Below are 17566 nucleotides of genomic sequence, written 5' to 3' on the forward strand. Positions count from 1 at the left end.
GCGTCAGGGGCGGGGGCCCGGGGTCGAGAAGCGCGGGTACGGGGACGGCGGGGAGCCGCGGGCGGAGTCGTCCAGCATCAGCTCCGCCACCGTCTCCTCGACGCTCTCCCGCAGCTCCACCCGCGACAGCAGGTCGGTCAGCCGCAGCACCGACAGCAGATGGTCAGAAGGCCGGACCAGGATGATCCGGCCGGTCCCCTGCTCCTCCATCCGCTGCATCGCCATCGCCAGCACCCCAATGACGGACGAGTCGTAAAAATCCAGATCAGCAAGATCGAACACGAGCACGGGTCCCACGCTCCAGTCCCACACAGCGTTGATACAGGCACTGAAGCGGACCCGGCCCGCGTGGTCGAGCTCGCCTCCGGCGCGCAGGACCGTGCAATGGAGGTGCCGGATCGTCTCGATGTACAAGCCGTTCCTCACCTAGAACGACTTCCCCAGGAGCGGGGATATCACGGATTATCGCGATTTTTTAGAGCTCCGGGTGACCGAGCGGCCCTTCCAGCAGCTTGCGCAGGATCGCGGCGAGCGTCTCGGCGTCCTCGGGAGTGAGCGGGGAGGCCAGGCGGGCCAGGTTGGCGGCGTGCTCGGTGAGCGTCTCGTCGATGATCCGCAGGCCCTCGTCGGTCAGCCGGACGTGGAAGCTGCGCCGGTCGGCGGGGTCGAGGCTGCGCTCGACCAGCCCCGCCGCCTCCAGCCGGTCGAGCCGGTTGGTCATGCCGGCCCGCGACATCATCAGCACCGCCGACAGCTCCGACGGGATCAACGTGTACGGCGGCCCGGCCCGGCGCAGCGCGGCCAGCACGTCGAACTCCCCCTGCCGCAGCCCGCGCTCGGTGAGAACCCGGTCGACCCGCGGCTCCAGCACGCGCATCACCTGGGCGAGCCGCCCGAAGACGCCCATGGCCGTCAGGTCGAGGTCAGGCCGCTCGCGCCGCCACTCCTCGATGATCCTCTCGACCGCGTCGCCCATGATCCCGCAGTTTATTCGAGCAGGGATGGTTCACACCCGTACTAGTGCGCGGCGCCGGACTCCAGCGTCGGCACCGCGCCCAGGCACTGGCCCATGACCACCAGGTACGGCGAGTTCGTGGGGCTGGGCAGCGTGAGCTCGGTGATGTTGCCGTCCGTGCGCTGCTCGGGCAGCCCCACGTCCCCGTCCCTGATGCTGAAGACGCGCTCCACCGGCGGCGCCGCGATGCCCAGCAGCTTCCTGGTGGCGTGGCGCATCCAGCGCAGCTCGCTGTTGACCCGCCGCCACGTCGCCGGGATGAGGCTGGCCGGCTCCGCCTTCGTGCCCAGCCTGAACGTGACGCGGCCGCTCGACCCGAACGTGTCCTTCAGCACCGGGTTGACCACGAACATGCCCGCGCGCAGCACGCGCGTGCCCTGCCGGCCGCGGTTGGCCAGGCCGCCCGCGCTGATCAGCGAGGACACCTCGCAGCGCAACCCGTCGAGCGTGTCGGGGTCGAAGTCCACCGCCGGCGGCTCCTCGAACACCACCTTGTCCAGCCGCAGCCCGGCCGCGCCGTCGGCCACGACGTGCCCTGACACGGCCTGGCGCAACTCCTCGCTGACGCCGTCGCCCTCCATGATGTCGAGCACCTCGACGCAGACCAGCCCGTCGTCGGGGATCTCCTCCGCCGTCAGGTCGAAGGCCACCTGGGCGTGCGCCCGCCGCCCCCTGAGGAGCACGCACTGGCGCAGCCGCCCCTGGGAGCGCACCTGCACCAGGCGCGGCTGCGAGACGACCACGTCGGTCTTGCCGGCGTACCAGCCGCTCACTGACCGCTCGTCGGTCGACAGCGACACCAGCACCCGCAGCGCGCGCCCCTGCGCCGAGACCTTGAACCCAGCCAGGCCCGAGGTCTCGAACCTGCCCACGATCGAGCTGCCCCGCTGCAGCCTGTCGGTCACCTGCAGCGCGGCGATCTGGCCGCTGCGCAGGTGGACGGGCGGGATCGCGGGGAGGATCAGCTGGTCCAGCTCGGTGGCGGATCCTGGGGTGCTCATGGGGTACTCCTCGTGAATGACGACTCTTCCGGCTCGTGGAAGCTGCTCATGGGGTCTTCGTCGTGACGGACGACATCGCCGAACCGCGGGAACCGGTCAAAGGTGTTCCTGATGAACGGCCCCGCCGGGTCGTGGAAGTCGAACCGCGTGAGCATGGGTTCGCGCCTGGTCCACATGCGGGCGACCGCGCTGTAGAGAGGGTCGCCGTCGCGCTCCACGTGCCACAGGTTGACGGCCAGCGCACGCGCGTAGTCGACGCCGTACTCCCAGTGCGGCAGGAGCTGGGTGGGCACGTCCGCGCCGCAGCGGCGCAGCCAGAGCCACAGGCGGGCGCGGTCGCGCTGCTCGGGCTCCAGGATGGACTCGCCCTTCTCGTGCTTGGCGATGGCCTCGTCCAGCCACAGGCGGATGTCCGACGGGTCGCGGGCCACGTACGCGCCGCCGCAGGCGCTCCCCACCGACCAGCCCGCCTGGACGACCGGGATGCCGAACGCGGGCAGGTCGCTGTCGCTGAACGTGACGCACACGTCCGCCATGCTCCACAGGAGGTTCGTGGACAGGGCGCCCGTCACGCACCTCACGCGGGAGTGCGGGTAGCCGACGGGATCGAGGAACAGCCAGTTCGCCGACGGGTCCGACGAGGCGAAGTCCACCGTCGACTGGAACAGCTCGGTGTCCTCCCCCGGCGTGTGGCCGAAGACCGCGATGGTCGGCCGCTTCGGGTCCAGGCCCAGGCGGGCGCAGCCGTAGTCGCGCAGCTGGCGGCGCTCGGTCTCCGTGCGGATCTGGTAGCCGCTCTTGGCCCGCCAGGCCGTCCGCTCCGCGCCCGGCCTGATCGTGTCCCGGTACGGCCAGACGTGCCGCTCGAAGAACGCGCCGACCCTGGCCGGCAGCTCCTCGCGGAACGAGCAGGGCCCCTGGTCGGGGAAGATCGCGTACGCCTTCAGCGACCCCGTCCCGTGGACGTGCACGACCGGGATGTCCCTGGTCACGTACGGATCCGCCCGGCTGGTGACCAGCGCGGCCGGCGGCACCCGCGGTCGCCCGTCCCCCTCGGCCCCGAACATCTCCGCCAGCCTCCGCCACTCCGGCTCGACCAGCGCGAACAGCCGTGCAGAGAGCAGCTCGCAGACCGCCTTCGCGACCATGAGCGTCCGTACCACGACTCTGATGTCCTGGTCGAACGCCTCGGCCACGACGCAGCTCTCACCGCTGGGGCTCTCGCCCCAATATGTCCTCGCAGCGGCGAGCAACCGATCGAAATGCTCGCCATCTCCGACACGACGCATAAGTCCCCCCACCACGACCGGTAGGAAACAGACATTGCCAGACGGGCGGACGCCCACCCCCGTGTCAACACGCTTCTTTGCCCGCACCTGGCAGAAACTGAAGATCGTCACACGTGCCACAGGCGCCCCACCCAGCACGATCCGGCGTTACAACGCCAGAGACGGAAAAATCCCGCTTCCCGCGCGAACAAACTCGCTTCAAGCGGCGTCCAAGCTTTTACCGAGAGCACGTCATGGCGGGGTTTAGGATGCACCCTAATGCCACGAGGGGGAGGTTTTACCACCATGGGTTCCCGTATGTCGAGTATCGCGCGCCTGACCGGGGCGGCGGCAGCGGCTGGTGTGGTCGCCGCGGCCATCGCGCTGCCCGCGGTCGGAGGCACCGGAGCGATGTTCGTCTCGGCATCCGAGGACCTAGGCCTCAAGGCGCGGGACCTCAAGGAGCCGCCCCTCGCGGAGAAGACGACGGTGCTCGACGCCACGGGCAAGCCGATCGCGACGTTCTACGAGGAGTACCGCGAGAACGTCAAGCTCGACGACATCGCCGAGATCATGAAGACGGCCATCATCTCGATCGAGGACTACCGCTTCTACGAGCACGGCCCGATCGACATCGAGGGCACCATCCGCGCCCTGGCCAAGAACCTCACCTCGGGCGGCATCGCCCAGGGCGGCTCGTCCATCACCCAGCAGTACGTCAAGCAGGTGCTGCTCAACTCGGCCAGCACCACCAAGGAGAAGAACGCGGCCCTCGAGGCCAGCTACGCCCGTAAGCTCAACGAGCTGCGGTACGCGATGGCGATCGAGGAGAAGTACACCAAGAACGAGATCCTCGAGAAATACCTGAACATCGCGTACTTCGGCGCCCGGGCCTACGGCATCGAGGCGGCCGCCAAGCGCTTCTTCGGGGTGAAGGCCGCCGACCTGACCCTGGCCCAGGCCGCGACCTTGGCCGGCGCCGTGCAGGACCCGCTGCAGACCGACCCCAGCCGGGGCAAGGAGTTCAAGGCCCGGCTGCTGTCCCGGCGCAACGTCGTGCTCGACCGGATGGCCGAGCTGAAGAAGATCACGCCGGAGCAGGCCACCGAGGCCAAGGCCACCAAGCTCGGCTACAAGGGCACCCTGCTGCCCGGTGGCTGCGAGGCCAGCGACTACCCGTACTTCTGCATGTACGTCCGCAACGAGATCCTCAGCAACAAGGACTTCGGCGCGACGAAGAAGATCAGGACCCAGTTCCTCAACCGGGGCGGTCTGACCATCCAGACCACGCTCGACCCGAAGATGCAGAAGGCCGCCGAGCTGGCCATCAAGAAGCACGTACACGCCTCCGACAACCCGGTCGCCTCCGAGGCGCTCGTCCAGCCGGGCACGGGCGCGATCAAGGCCATGGCCGCCAGCCGCAAGTACGGCACCAACAAGCGCAAGAACGAGATGTCCTACAACCTCGTCGCCAACGCGGTGCACGGCGGCGGCACCGGCTTCCAGGCGGGCTCGACGTTCAAGACGTTCACCCTGCTCACCGCGCTCAAGCAGGGAATGAAGATCAATGAGGGGATCTCGGTGGGCGAAGGCTACCGCGCTCCCGCCTACTGGTCGTTCAAGAACTGCAAGGGCCAGAACATGGGCGAGCCCAGCTTCACCGTCACCAACGCCGAGGGCGGCGGCGGTGGCTTCAAGTCGCTGGCCACCGGCACCTGGGGCTCGGTCAACACCTTCTTCATGGCGCTGGAGCAGAAGGTGGGCCTGTGCAACGTGGTCAAGACGGCCAAGTCGCTGGGCATCGAGCGCTCCGACGGGCTGCCCCTGCAGGAGTACGAGACGTTCACGCTCGGCATCAACGAGATGGACCCGGTGACCGTGGCCAACGCGTACGCCGCGATCGGCGCGCGCGGCAAGTACTGCGAGCCGATGGCCATCTCCTCGATCAAGGACCGCTACGGCAAGGTCACGAACTACAAGCCCAAGTGCAAGCAGGCGCTCGACGCGGAGGTCGCGGACGCCGCCTCGAGCATCCTTTCCGGCGTGTTCACCAAGGGCACCATGAAGGGCGTCGGCGGCATCGGCCGGCCGGCGGCCGGCAAGACCGGCACCACGGACGAGCAGTCCACCGCCTGGTTCGCCGGGTTCACCCCCGACCTCGCGGGAGCGGTCAGCATCGGTGACCCGCGCGGCGCGGTGACGCACAAGCTGAACAACATCACCATCGGCGGCCGGTACTACGGCTCGGTCTTCGGGGCCTCCATCCCCGGGCCGATCTGGAAGGACACCATGCTGTCCGCGCTCAAGGGCATCCCGGCGACGGACTTCACCCCGGTGAACACCGCGCGCTTCGGCGGCTGCGGTTCGAGCTGCCAGCCCCAGCAGCCGGTGCGCCCCCAGCCGGACGACACGGACGGTGGGCTCGACGAGGCGCAGATCGACACGACCGTGACTCACTGACCGGATACGGCGAAAACAGACATGTAAATATTGCGCGATCGGCGTTCGGCACAAAAACAACTGTCGGTTACCAGGGCCTCTAGCTGAGCAAATTCGGAGTGCGTCCGCACAGTGGGACGCACTCCTAGCAAAGGCCCTATTAACAGCGCCGAAACATTGGTAACGTGGGAGCGCTCCCAGGATCTTTCCGCGAGGTGCTCCATGACCGAGCAGCCCACACTGGCACAGGTGGCGGCCGCTGCAGGGGTTTCCCCCGCGACCGCATCTCGAGTCCTCACGGGCTCGGTGCGGGTCAGTACCTCGACCCGCCGGCAAGTCTACGACGCCGTGTCCCGCATGGGATACGTCCGCCAACGAGCCCCCCGGGGAACGGCCGCCAAGACCATGGCCGACGGCGTCACGGCGGTGATCTGCGACCACCTCCCACGCCTGTTCTCCGAGCCCTACTACGCACGGCTCCTGTCCGCCGCAGGAGCCGTGATCGCCGAACACGGCACCCACCTCATGGTGACCACCGTCACGCCCACGTCATCCGTACTGCCCGCACTTTCCGGCGCGGTGCTGATCGTGGGCGCGCGTGAGCGCCATCCCCTGGCGATCAAGCTGTCCACCTCGGGCGTCCCGGTCCGCAACATCGGCCGCCCGCCACACGACCTCAAACTCCCGTACGCCGACGTGGACAACCTCGACGGCGGCCGCCAGGCGGCGGAGCACTTCCTGTTATCCGGCCGCCGAAACGTCGCCGCCATCGGCGGGCCACCGTCCTTACCCGGCGCGCGCGACCGATTAGAGGGCCTGGTACGCACCCTGCAGTCGGCGGGCGCGCCCGACGTGCCCGTGGCCTACGGGGACTTCACCGCGGCCTCAGGCACCCACGCCATGCAGTGGCTGTTACGCCACGCCCCAGGTCTGGACGCCGTCTTCGTCGCCTCGGACCTGATGGCGGCGGGCGCGATCCAGGCACTGCGCAGGGCCGGGCGCAAGGTGCCGGCGGACGTGGCGGTGATCGGGTTCGATGACGCCCCGGTCGCCAGGCACACCGTCCCGGCCCTGACCACCATCCGCCAGCCCGTCGAGGAGCTCGCCACCGTCGCCACCCGGCTGCTCCTGACGGGGGCCGCGGGGATCGACCCCGTACTCCCTACGGAACTGGTCGTCCGTGAGTCGGCTTGAGCCGGGGGACATACTGGCCCGCAGGTATCTGTTGCTGGATCCGCTGGCCCGCGGGGGCATGTCGGTCATCTGGCGTGCCTTCGACCAGTCGCTGCACCGGATGATCGCCGTCAAGGTGCTCACCGCCTCACTTCATGCCGGCGGCGGCGAGCGCCTCAGCGCCCGCAGCGAGGCGCGCGCCGCCGCCCGGTTCATCCATCCCGACTCCATCGACATCTACGACTACGGCGAGACCGTCACCACGAACGGCGGCGTCGCCGCCTACGTGGTGATGCCGCTGCTCGACGGCACGCCGCTGGCCGAGCGCATCGAGCAGGGGCCGCTGCCGTGGACCGAGGCCGCGGCCATCGCGCTGCGGCTGGCCCGGGTCCTGATGGCCGGGCACGCCCGCGGCCTGGTCCACAGGGACGTCACGGCCGAGAACGTGCTGCTCACCGCAGACGGGCCCAAGCTGCTCGACTTCGGCATCGCGGCCTGGGCCGGAGACCCCGACGACGACCGCGGCACCCCTCCCTACGTCGCCCCCGAACGGCTGCTCGGCGCGCCGACCCATCCCGCGGTCGACGTGTACGCCCTCGGTGTGCTGCTGCACACCATGCTCACCGGTCGGACGCCGTACCCGGAGACGACGTGGGAGGAGATCCAGGCGGCGCGCAGGACCTATCCCCCGCCGCGCGTCGCCGGCGTGCCGTACTCCGTGGCCTCGCTCTGCCAGCGCTGCCTGGCGGACCGGCCGGACCGGCGGCCGACCGCGGCCGAGATCGTCTCGGCGCTGACCTCCGCGCTCGGCGCGGCGAGCCTCGGGCGGCACGTCAGACGCGGCCTCACGGTCGCCGGTTCGGCGGCCGTCGCGCTCTCGGCCCTGCTGTGGTTCCAGCAGACGGGGCTCCAGCAACAGCAGCCGCCGCAGCAGCCGCCGGAGGTGGCGGTCAAGACGTCGCCGACCGCCAGGCTCATCGAGAGCACGCCGGCCGCGGCGTCCACCGTCGAGCAGGCCGTGAACGGCTTCAACACGGTGCTGGAGGCCAGGACGCCGTGCGGCGCGACCGACGCGGACGTGGTGCTGGACCTCAAACAGGTGCTGCACGCCGCGGTGGGACCGCACGGCCCGTCGGTGTCGCGGACGGACAACCTGCGCCAGAAGCTGTCCGACCGCTTCGGCGAGGGTCGCCTCGCGCCCGCCTGCCTGAGCGAGCTGCAGGCCAGGCTCGACGACATCGACGCCGCGCTGGACCGCGATTGAGGAGGGGTACGGCAGCACCCGCCGTACCCCTCTAATACGCGGTCCGTACCCCTCGCAAAGCACGCCGCGTGCCACATCCCCTGATGGGAGCGCTCCCAGGGTAGCGCCTGCACCGGCTATGACCAAGATCGAATGAAACTTTCACGGCGCGTTGTCGACGTCGTGCGGGGCGTGATTCAATGCGCTGGCCGGGCGGGCTGCTCGTGGGGCAGGTTTCCTCAGTCGTCAGCGCAAGGGAATCCCCATGAGGTTATTCAAGTCGGCGGCGATCACCGCCGTCATGGTTCTGATCACGACTGTCCTGATGGTGCCCACGCAGGCACTGGCGCACGGGGTGTCGATGTTCCCCGGCGCGAGGACGTTCCTGTGCTGGCAGGACGGCCTGCGGGAGAACGGCCAGATCATCCCCTACAACCCCGCGTGCGCGGCGGCCGTCTCGCAGAGCGGCACGACCCCGCTGTACAACTGGTTCGCGGTGCTGCGCTCCGACGGCGCCGGCCGGACCACCGGATTCATCCCCGACGGGCAGCTCTGCAGCGGCGGCACCGGCGGCCCCTACGACTTCTCGGCCTACAACGCGGTGCGCAGCGACTGGCCGCTGACCCACCTGACCGCGGGCGCGACCATCCAGATGCGGCACAGCAACTGGGCCAAGCACCCCGGCGCCTTCAACTACTACATCACCAAGAACGGCTGGAACCCCAACGGGCCGCTGAAGTGGTCCGACCTGGAGCCGTTCGGCAGCGTCACCAACCCGCCCGACACCGGCCCCGCCGGCGCGCTCAACTACTACTACTGGAACGCCCAGCTCCCGTCCGGCAAGACCGGCCGGCACATCATCTACACGCACTGGATCCGCTCCGACAGCAACGAGAACTTCTACAGCTGCTCCGACGTCGTCTTCGACGGCGGCAAGGGCGAGGTCACCGGCGTCGGCCCGGGCCAGGGCACACCCACCGCCACCCCGACGGTGACGCCCACGGTGACGCCCACGGCCAACCCGGGTGCCTGCACCGCCACCTGGAAGGCCACCGACACCGGCTGGGCCGGCCACTTCCAGGGCGAGGTGACCGTGAAGAACACGAGCACCTCCTCGATCAACGGCTGGACCGTCAAGTGGACCTACTCCGGCGGCCAGGGCTTCGACGGCTCGCCATGGAACGGTGTGCTGTCCGGGCAGCCGCCCAACGTGGCGGTCAAGAACGCCACCTACAACGGGCAGCTCGCGCCGAACGCGACCACCACGTTCGGCTTCAACGCCACCGGTTCGATCCCCAACCCGGCCCCGGCCCTGACCTGCACCAGCCCGTGATCAAGTCACGTCGCGGGCTTGCCGCGGCACTCGTCACCCTGGCCAGCCTGACCCTGGCCGGGGTGATGTTTTTCGCCGCCCGCCAGCCGTCGTCCCAGCTGAACCAGGAGCTCGCGGCCCAGGTGACGCTCATCCTCGAGCAGTCCTCGCTCGACGAGCACCACGCGCACGGGCACGACTTCGACTCGCGCGTCGTGTGCGCCGTGGAGCCCTTCGGGTTCGATCCGCCCGACGCGACCTCCCTCGTCCAGGTGCAGTGGGTGTACGCCCACCACATGTGCGCGGTCACCGGCGCCGGCACCGACTGGGCCACCTCCGTACGGGCCGCGGGCCCGATCGCGGTGCGCGTCGGCATCCCTCCCCTGGTCAGGGTGCCGGAGCCGGGCGTGGGCTATCCGGACCGCGTCAAGCGGCTCATCCCGGCCCGCTACCACGAGGCCGCCTTCGCCGAGTTCCAGGACGAATCCGCCATCGACGCCGCCCGCCAACGCTTTGCGGGAGCGGCAAAAACCCAGGCCAGATAAGTGCGAGGGAGCGCCGTCGCCTGGACTGAGGAGCGCAGGGAGCGAAGCGACCGGAGCGACGAGGGAAGGCGACGGCTCGCAGCGACCGAGCCCGCCTCTGCGGAGCAGAGGCCATAAACACGGACGCGGCCGGCTGGAGGTACCGGCCGCGTCCGTCCCATCCGGGCGGGATGGTGTCGTTAGGCAGGGATGATGTTTCGCCTCACCTCCTCATACGCAGCCGTACGACGGGCGGTTCAGTTGGCACACGTGTACCCGGACGGCACGGACGTGTTGCCGCTCGGCCGGCTCGCCTGCACCCCGAAGCTCGTGCTCGCGTTGGGCGCCAGCGTGCCGTTGTAGCTCAGGTTCTTGGCCGTCACGGTCTGGCCGCTGACCGTCACCGCGGCGTTCCAGGAGCCGGTGAGCGTGTGGCCGGCCGGCAGCGTGAAGGTCACCGTCCAGCTCGATCTGGTCGACGTGCTGGTGTTGGTCACGGTTACGGGCTGCAGGACGTACCCGGTGCCCCACTGGCTCTGCACGGTGCCGGTGGCCGTGCAGCCGCCGCCGGTGCCACCGCCGCTGAGCGTGGTGAACGACGCCGTCGGCGACGCGGCGGACTGGTTGCCGGCCGCGTCCCTGGCCTTGACGTACACCTGGTACGTGGTAGCCGGCGACAGCCCGGTCAGCGTGATCGAGTTCGTCGCGGTCGAGCCGAGCGAGGTCCCGGTCGAGGTGTAGACGTCGTAGCCGGTCACGCCCACGTTGTCCGTGGAGGCCGTCCAGGACAGGTTCGCCCCCGACGAGGTGATGCCGGACGCCGACGGGGTGCCGGGTGTGCTCGGCGGGGTCGGGTCGGTGGTGCCGCCGCCGTAGATCGAGGCCTGCTTGGAGGTGGCGGCGATGCCGTTGGCGCCGTTGAACAGCCGCTGGCCCCAGGAGGAGAGCTGGGTGACGTCGAAGTTGGTGACCTGGTCGAGGTATTCGACGCCGCCGCCGTTGCCGCTCCACGACCAGCCCAGGTAGCCGAGGCCGCGGCTCACGGCCTGGGCCATGATCGTGTCCTCGTCCGGGTTGCCGTCGGAGTGGTTGAAGCCGAACTCGCCGACGACCAGCGGCAGCCCCGCGGTCTTGAACGCGTCCATGTACGCGTTGATCTCCGCGGCCGTGTCGAAGACGCCGTACATGTGGATGGAGAAGATCGTGTTCTTGGCCGGGTCGCTGTCGAAGACCGCCTTCGCGTTGTCGCGCATGCCGAACTGCCAGTCCTGACCCCAGTTGGGCGCGTCCACCATCAGCGCGTGCTGGAAACCGTTGCTGCGCAGCTTCTGGATCGCGGCCGTGGTGGCGGCGGCCCAGCCCGGGGTGACGGCGTTGTTGCCGATCGGCTCGTTGCCGATGTTGACGATGACGTAGTCCTCCTGGCCGACCAGGGCGGACTTGACGCTGATCCAGTAGTTGGCGGCCTGGTCGAGGGTGTAGGCGCCGCTCTGCTCGCCGTACCCGGTGGTGTCGTGGTTCTCCAGCACGCAGATGAGCTTGTTCTGCTTGCAGAGGGAGACGACGTTGGCCACGTCGGAGACGCTGTTGGGGGTCCAGCGACCGCCGCTCAGCACGACCCGCACGGTGTTGGCCTTCAGCGACTTGATGTCCGCGAACGCCTTGGTCTGCGACGTGTACCACGTGTGCGCGTGGCTGGTGCCGCGCATGACGAACTCCTGGCCGTTGGCCTCGACGATCTTCGCACCGCTCACGTGAATGCCGACGGCGGCGTTCGCGGGGGTGACGGGGGCGACGAAGAAGGCGAGGAGGCAGGCCAGCGCGATGATCAGTGATCTCATGTGCTGCCTTTCACTGAGCTGTGGAACCGCCCCCGCCGCTACTGCGGCGGGGGCGGGGTCTTCACTCAGGCGGGAGTGCAGGTGACGGGGTCGGGGACGGTGGGGGTGCCGTTCGCGATGAAGCCGAACGTGGTGGTGGCGCCCGGGGCGAGCGCCCCGTTGTACGCCTCGTTCTTGACGGTGACGCCGGACCCCGACTGGGTGTGCTTGCCGCCCCAGAGCTGGGTGATCTGGTTCGCCGACGTCCAGGCGACCGTCCATCCGGTGGTCGCCGAGGTGCCGTTGTTCTTCACCGTCACCTCGGCCTGGAAGGCGCCGCCCCACGAGCTCGTCACCTTGTACGTCGCCGCGCACCCGCCGGTGGGCGTCGGCGTCGTGTTCGTCGTGGTGAACGCGGTGCCGTCGGACGACGCCGAGGCGTTGCCCGCCGCGTCCCGCGCCACCACGGAGGCGGTGTAGGAGGTGGTCGGGGTGAGCCCGCTCAGGTTGAAGGACGCGCTCGTGGCCGTGCCTACCTTTTGGGACCCCAGGTAGACGTCGTAGCCGCTCACGCCCACGTTGTCCGTGGAGGCGGTCCAGCTCAGCTTCGCCGTCGAGCCCGTGATCTCGGAGACCGCGGGCTTGCCCGGCTTGCTGGGAGCTGTCGTGTCCTGCTCCTCCGGACCCGGGGGCTCACCCCAGATCTTGGTCGCGCCGCTGTAGAGAGTGATGTTCCCGGTGCGCACCGGCGTCGCGCCGGGCGTGGTGGGGATGTTCCGGTACGACCAGTCGTTCGCCGGGTCCCACGTGCCCGTGCTGGCGATCCTGAACTGCACCTCCCTGCGCTGCTGCGACTGCCCGGCCGGGGCGATGGCCTGCCCGGAGCAGTCGATGTTCACGTAGTACGTGGTGCCGCCCGCGGTTTGATGGTCGCGCTCACTTGGCCCTCGCTGGTCACGCAAGCTACCGCTCTCGGGCCTGAGCGTTCGCCGCTCCGCGTACATCGTGGGCGCCTTGCACTGCGTGTAGGCCGACGACACGGTGATCTGCGAGGCTGTCGTCGTGCCGTCGAGCGTGAAGTAGTAGCGGAACGAGCCGTCGGACAGGACCCTGGCGGGCCAGGCCGACTGGTTGCGGACGATGGCCTTGATCTCCGTGAAGTTGGTGCCCGAGGCGTTCACGCCCGCCTCGACGAAGAGCTCGGGACCGTCCGGGGTCTCCGCCACCGGGAAGTTCGCCGCGGGCGCGCCGCCGTACTCCTTGTAGAGCCGGGCCAGCGCGCTGGTGAAGCCGGCGTTGTAGTCGGTGGCGACCTCGTTCATGACGTAGTCGTCGCGCTTGTCGGTGTAGGCGTCGTTCGGGTCGGGCGGTCCGCCGACGAGCGCGCCGTACAGGGTGTGGCGGGTCTGCTCGGGGTTGGTGATCTGGTCGGTCCACGAGCCGTGCGCCGTGCGGTGATGCGGGTTCTTGGGCGGGTTGGCGCCGAACCCGATCAGGTACGAGGAGTTGCGCGGGTTGTCACCGAGCGCGTAGTTGATCTGCCGCACCGCGAAGTCGTGGTAGCGGGCCTTGCGGGTGGCGTCGGTGATGGTGTCGCTGTGGACGAACGCCGCGAAGGAGGTGTTGGCCGCGTACCGCAGCGAGCCCCACCGGTCGAGCACGGCCTGGCCGCCCGGCGAGTACGCCACCTTCGCGCCGTTCACGCCGACCGTCCACCAGTCGAGCCAGCGGTTGGCGTCGTCCAGGTAGCGCTGCTTGCCGGTCAGCTTGTGCAGCAGCACGTACGCGCCGTACGACTTGTCGTCCCACGCGATCGTCCACTTGTACGACTTGGTGGTGGTCTGCGGCTCGTTGCCGAGGTTGTCGTACCCGGTCTCGGCCTTGGCCAGGTAGGAGGCGTCGTTCGTGGCCCGGTAGAGCCAGATCGCGCCCCACACCAGCTCGTCGTTGTAGCCGCTCCACGAGTTGTAGTAGCCCTGCGCGTCGGTGATGCAGTCGGTGTACTTCTTCCTGACGGTGTCGGCGAAGGAGTACAGCTGCTTGGCGTGCGTCAGCAGCGTGTCAGCATAGGTCGGATTCGTCGGGCGGAAGACGATCGAGGAGGCGGCCATCGCCGCCGCCGTCTCGCCCGCCAGGTCGGACCCGCCGCACGACGCGTCGATCTTGTACGCGGGCCGCGTCATCTGCATGGCCTCGGCCGGTCCCCACCAGGCGTGGTCCGTGCCGCCGTTGCCGACCTGGCCGTAGAGCACGTTCGCCGACGGGTGGGCCTTGATGAAGTAGTCGTTGACGAACTTGAGGTTGTCGAGCAGGTGCGTGAGCTGGCCGGAGTTCGCGTACGCGTCGCGGTACTCGACCGCGCCCCAGGCCAGCATGGTCGTGGAGAACGCCATCGGGAAGCCGAACTTGACGTGGTCGCCCGCGTCGTACCAGCCGCCCGTGAGGTCCACGCCCACGTCCTTGCCGTCGTTCATGCCGGAGTCGCCGCGCCAGCCGACGCGGTTCCAGCTCGGCAGGTCGCCCGACTGCTGGGCCTCGTAGAACCACAGCGCCTTCTGCAGCGCCTCGCCGTACGCGAACGCCGGCGCGGCGGCGTGGGCCGCAGGCCCCGCCCCCATCGAGATGAGGGGCAGGACCAGCGACGCCACGGCGATCAGTGCTTTTCTCACGGGAAGAGCCGCCCGTACTCGGCCAGGGCGACGGCGACGTCCACCTGCGCCCAGAACCGGTGGTAATTGAAGACCGGCGCGGGGCCCGTGCCCTTCAGGAAGGCGTCGACCTTCGCCCAGTCGGGGTCGTTCTTGTAGAAGGACCTGATCGAGATGAACGTCGAGCTGGAGTTGATCGTGTCGCCGTTGGGCATCTTGCCGCTCCAGCCGGACGGCACGTAGACCGGGTCGTCCACGCGGTTGTAGTCGGTCTTGGTCTCGGGGACCGACACGCCCTTGGCGTCACGGTTCTTCCACACGCCGTCGAGCAGCGCCTTGGCCATGTTCTTGGCCGCCGTGTTGTTCGCCTTGGCCGCGTAGTACATGAGCACCTTGGCGTACGCGCCGGCCACGCCCACGTCGTTCGTGTAGTCGGCGATCGTCACGTGCAGGCCGGGGTTGGCCGGAGGCATCCCCGAGGTGGCGGTGAAGTCACCCACGGGCTGGCCGGTCCACCGCAGCGTGGACGGGATCTGGTACGTGCCGTCCGCGTTGATCGTGGTGTTGTTCATGGCCCAGGTGACCCACTTGTCGAGCACCGCCTTCGCGTCGGCGTTGCCCGAGGCGTAGTAGAGCTCGGCCACCCGCTCCATCGTCCACGCCTGGAAGCCGAACCACTGGTTCGACGGCGGGTCGTGGTAGACGGGCTGCCAGTCGTAGGTCAGGCCGTGGAACTTCGGCAGGCCGCTCGGCGGCGCCGCGTAGTGGCCCTCCCAGCTGTTGGTCGCGCCACCGGCGATGGCGCCCTCGGCCGACTGCAGCCAGCCGTAGAACTGCAGCTGCCGGGTGAGGCTGGTGCTCCAGTCGGCCACACCGGTGCTGCTCTTGGGCTTCAGCTCGGTCACGTTCGCCAGCGCCCAGGCCGCGAGCGGGTTCTGGTAGCCGGAGTGGTTGTGGCTGGAGCCGATGCGCCATGCCCAGCCGGCGCTGGAGTCGGTCGCGCCGCCCCAGGCGTAGTACCAGTTCATCAGGTAGTTGGAGGCATCCTTGCCGGTGCCGGCCGCGCACTGCGGGCTCGTGCAGCCGGGCTTCTTGAAGTACTTGTCGTACATCGCGTAGCGCAGGTAGTCGCCCATCTTCGCGGCCTTGCCGACCGAGCCGGAGATCTGCGACTCCTTGCCCTGCGCCTTGGCCCACGTCTGCGCCCAGTACGCGGCCTGCACGGCGCGCGCGTCGGCGTCGGGGGCGTTGGTGTACTTCCACTGCTTGGCGTAGGAGCTGTCCTTGATGAACAGGTCCAGGAACCCGTTGGGGCCGCCGTGCTTGAAGGTGTCGCAGGACGGCTGCGGGATCGTCTCGAAGACCGACTCCTCCGGGCCGCGCTGGTAGGTGTTGATGTAGGCGGGCTTGGTGGTGCCGTCGCCGCAGCGGCCGAAGCCGTAGGTGTTGTCGACGTCGAGCAGCCAGTGCATGCCGTAGATGTCGCGGGTGCCGTACGCGCTCTGCAGCTCGTTCGCGATCGGGTCGACGCCGGGCGTGACGCCGGAGTCGAGCGCGGTCGGGTAGTTGCTGATCTGGTTCCACTCCGGCGCGTACGTGGCCGGCTTGTTCGGCGTGTAGAAGGAGTTCGTCGGCTGGTCGGCCGTGGCCGGGATGATGTACTTCTCCATCGAGGCCCACGCGTTGTTGAACTTCGACCAGTCGCCGGTGACCTGCCCGTAGACCGCCTCCAGCCACAGGTAGTAGCTGTAGGCCTCGGACGTGGTCTCGTGCCCGTGGTCCGGCGCCTCGACCATGAACGTCTCGATCGAGTGGTACGGCACGCCCTCGGGCGAGAAGTAGCCGTTGGCCGGGTCGTGGAGCTCGTTGTACATCTCGACGAAGCGCTGGACGTAGGGGTTGTTGCCGCCGACGTCGTCGTCCGCCTCGCTGGCGGTGACGTCGACCGCGGTGTAGCCGGTGGCGGTCACCCGGAACACGCCGTTGCCGGCGGTGGTGTCGCTGTCGTTGGCCGCCGCGAGCGTGACGTTCTGCGCGGTGTTCCAGTTGGCCGGCGTGAAGATCAGGCTGGCGCCGCTCGAGACGGTCAGGTCGGTGTCACCGCTGAAGCGTGACGTGGTGACGGTCACGTTGGCCGAGGGCGCCTGCGACAGCTTCACGCTGAAGCTCGCGGTCCCCGCCTCCGGCACGGACAGGGTCGTCGGGCTCACCACGAGCGCCGGGCCCGTGTTCTGGGAGACCGTGATCCCGACCGGCGCCGAGGTGGTGGTCGCGCCGCCGTTGTCGGTGGCCCGCGCGGTGATCGAGTAGCTGCCGGCCGCCACGTTCGTCCAGCTGTAGCTGTACGGCGTCGAGGTGTCGGTGCCCAGCAGCGTGGAGCCCTGGTAGAAGTCGACCTTCGAGATCGTGCCGTCGGAGTCGGACGCGTTCGCCGCGATCGGCACGGTGGCCGGGGCGGTGAACGTCTGCCCCGCGGTCGGCGAGGTCAGCGACACCGAGGGCGCGGCGTTGGCACCGCCGCAGGTCACCCCGTTCACGCTGAACGTGGTCGGGTTGGGGTTGCTGCCGGTCCAGGTGCCGTTGAAGCCGATGGACACGGACGCGCCGGTGCCCAGGCTGCCGTTGTAGGGCATGTTGGTGCCCGTGACGCGCGTGCCTGACTGGCTCCAGTTGGCGCCCCAGCCCGTCGGGGTGTACTTCTGCCCCGTGGTCGGGAAGTCGAAGCCCAGGTTCCACGAGGTGATGGGGTCACCGGTGTTCTTCAACGTGATGCTCGCGGTGAAACCACCCTGACCGGGGCTGCTGGTCCATTGGTTGGCCGTGTACGTCACGTCGCACGCCACGGCCGCCTGCGCGGGTCCGGCCGACACGGCCGAGGTCACACCGGCCACGAGGACAAGCGTCGCGGCCACCGCCAGCCGCCGCGATAAGCGGGAGAGAAGGGAAGGAGGTCTGTACTTCACGGGGTCTCCATGGGAGTAGAGGAGTGGGAGCGCTCCCAAACGGGATTGTGGGTGCCCCAACGCGTATGTCAACGGAATGGCGGTTCGGTAACCCCCGTGTTTCCTCTCACCAGGGTGCCCGGGATGAAAGTTTCATCCGCGTTCCGGGGCATTCAACGAG

12 protein-coding genes are annotated in these 17566 nt (G+C 69.0%); 5 read left to right on the forward strand and 7 right to left on the reverse strand.

The annotated features are described in order from the left end of the window. Positions 1–3 precede the first annotated feature (3 nt). The 4 genes from ACIBI9_RS24150 to ACIBI9_RS24165 are packed head-to-tail and all read right to left on the reverse strand — an operon-like array spanning position 4 to position 3305. Positions 4–426 carry an STAS domain-containing protein gene (locus ACIBI9_RS24150; protein ID WP_397224436.1) on the reverse strand — a complete coding sequence of 141 codons (423 nt, stop codon included), beginning with the start codon at positions 424–426 and terminating at the stop codon, positions 4–6. 49 nt (positions 427–475) lie between these two features. Then, positions 476–976 carry a MarR family winged helix-turn-helix transcriptional regulator gene (locus ACIBI9_RS24155; protein WP_397224438.1) on the reverse strand — a complete coding sequence of 167 codons (501 nt, stop codon included), beginning with the start codon at positions 974–976 and terminating at the stop codon, positions 476–478. Between the two features lie 41 nt (positions 977–1017). Then, positions 1018–2016 (reverse strand): hypothetical protein, encoded by a 999-nt coding sequence (locus ACIBI9_RS24160; protein ID WP_397224440.1) that lies wholly within the window; start codon positions 2014–2016, stop codon positions 1018–1020. After that, positions 2013–3305 carry a hypothetical protein gene (locus ACIBI9_RS24165; protein WP_397224442.1) on the reverse strand — a complete coding sequence of 431 codons (1293 nt, stop codon included), beginning with the start codon at positions 3303–3305 and terminating at the stop codon, positions 2013–2015. The genes ACIBI9_RS24160 and ACIBI9_RS24165 overlap by 4 nt, the downstream gene beginning before the upstream one ends. 297 nt (positions 3306–3602) lie before the next feature. Between ACIBI9_RS24165 and ACIBI9_RS24170 the strand changes: the two genes are divergently transcribed. The 5 genes from ACIBI9_RS24170 (at position 3603) to ACIBI9_RS24190 (ending at position 9996) form a co-directional block, all read left to right on the forward strand. Next, on the forward strand, positions 3603–5744 hold the full coding sequence (locus tag ACIBI9_RS24170) for a transglycosylase domain-containing protein (RefSeq protein ID WP_397224444.1): 2142 nt from the start codon (positions 3603–3605) through the stop codon (positions 5742–5744). Positions 5745–5945: 201 nt separating this feature from the next. Next, positions 5946–6917, forward strand: coding sequence for a LacI family DNA-binding transcriptional regulator (locus tag ACIBI9_RS24175; protein WP_397224446.1), 972 nt, complete (start codon positions 5946–5948; stop codon positions 6915–6917). Continuing rightward, positions 6904–8160: a serine/threonine-protein kinase gene (locus ACIBI9_RS24180; protein ID WP_397224448.1), complete on the forward strand. Its 1257-nt coding sequence runs from the start codon at positions 6904–6906 to the stop codon at positions 8158–8160. Before ACIBI9_RS24175 ends, ACIBI9_RS24180 begins: the two co-directional genes overlap by 14 nt. 244 nt (positions 8161–8404) lie before the next feature. Next, positions 8405–9472, forward strand: a complete 1068-nt coding sequence (locus tag ACIBI9_RS24185) for a lytic polysaccharide monooxygenase (RefSeq protein WP_397224450.1) — start codon at positions 8405–8407, stop codon at positions 9470–9472. Beyond that, entirely contained in the window at positions 9469–9996 is a 528-nt protein-coding gene (locus ACIBI9_RS24190) for a hypothetical protein (protein ID WP_397224452.1), read from the forward strand. The genes ACIBI9_RS24185 and ACIBI9_RS24190 overlap by 4 nt, the downstream gene beginning before the upstream one ends. A gap of 236 nt (positions 9997–10232) precedes the next feature. On the opposite strand, the gene ACIBI9_RS24195 is transcribed toward ACIBI9_RS24190, so the two are convergent. From ACIBI9_RS24195 to ACIBI9_RS24205, 3 genes are all read right to left on the reverse strand, one after another. Continuing rightward, positions 10233–11816 (reverse strand): cellulase family glycosylhydrolase, encoded by a 1584-nt coding sequence (locus tag ACIBI9_RS24195; RefSeq protein ID WP_397224454.1) that lies wholly within the window; start codon positions 11814–11816, stop codon positions 10233–10235. 65 nt (positions 11817–11881) lie between these two features. Continuing rightward, positions 11882–14518, reverse strand: coding sequence for a glycoside hydrolase family 9 protein (locus tag ACIBI9_RS24200; RefSeq protein ID WP_397224728.1), 2637 nt, complete (start codon positions 14516–14518; stop codon positions 11882–11884). Beyond that, positions 14461–17406, reverse strand: a complete 2946-nt coding sequence (locus ACIBI9_RS24205) for a glycoside hydrolase family 48 protein (protein WP_397224456.1) — start codon at positions 17404–17406, stop codon at positions 14461–14463. The genes ACIBI9_RS24200 and ACIBI9_RS24205 overlap by 58 nt, the downstream gene beginning before the upstream one ends. Positions 17407–17566 lie beyond the last annotated feature (160 nt).

The organism is Nonomuraea sp. NPDC050451 (assembly GCF_044458585.1).

Bases quoted from the DNA above. Each gene is read 5' to 3' on its own strand.
- ACIBI9_RS24165 (WP_397224442.1), bottom strand. From the start codon at position 3,305: ATGCGTCGTGTCGGAGATGGCGAGCATTTCGATCGGTTGCTCGCCGCT.
- ACIBI9_RS24185 (WP_397224450.1), top strand. From the start codon at position 8,405: ATGAGGTTATTCAAGTCGGCGGCGATCACCGCCGTCATGGTTCTGATC.
- ACIBI9_RS24170 (WP_397224444.1), top strand. From the start codon at position 3,603: ATGTCGAGTATCGCGCGCCTGACCGGGGCGGCGGCAGCGGCTGGTGTG.
- ACIBI9_RS24175 (WP_397224446.1), top strand. From the start codon at position 5,946: ATGACCGAGCAGCCCACACTGGCACAGGTGGCGGCCGCTGCAGGGGTT.
- ACIBI9_RS24195 (WP_397224454.1), bottom strand. From the start codon at position 11,816: ATGAGATCACTGATCATCGCGCTGGCCTGCCTCCTCGCCTTCTTCGTC.
- ACIBI9_RS24160 (WP_397224440.1), bottom strand. From the start codon at position 2,016: ATGAGCACCCCAGGATCCGCCACCGAGCTGGACCAGCTGATCCTCCCC.
- ACIBI9_RS24155 (WP_397224438.1), bottom strand. From the start codon at position 976: ATGGGCGACGCGGTCGAGAGGATCATCGAGGAGTGGCGGCGCGAGCGG.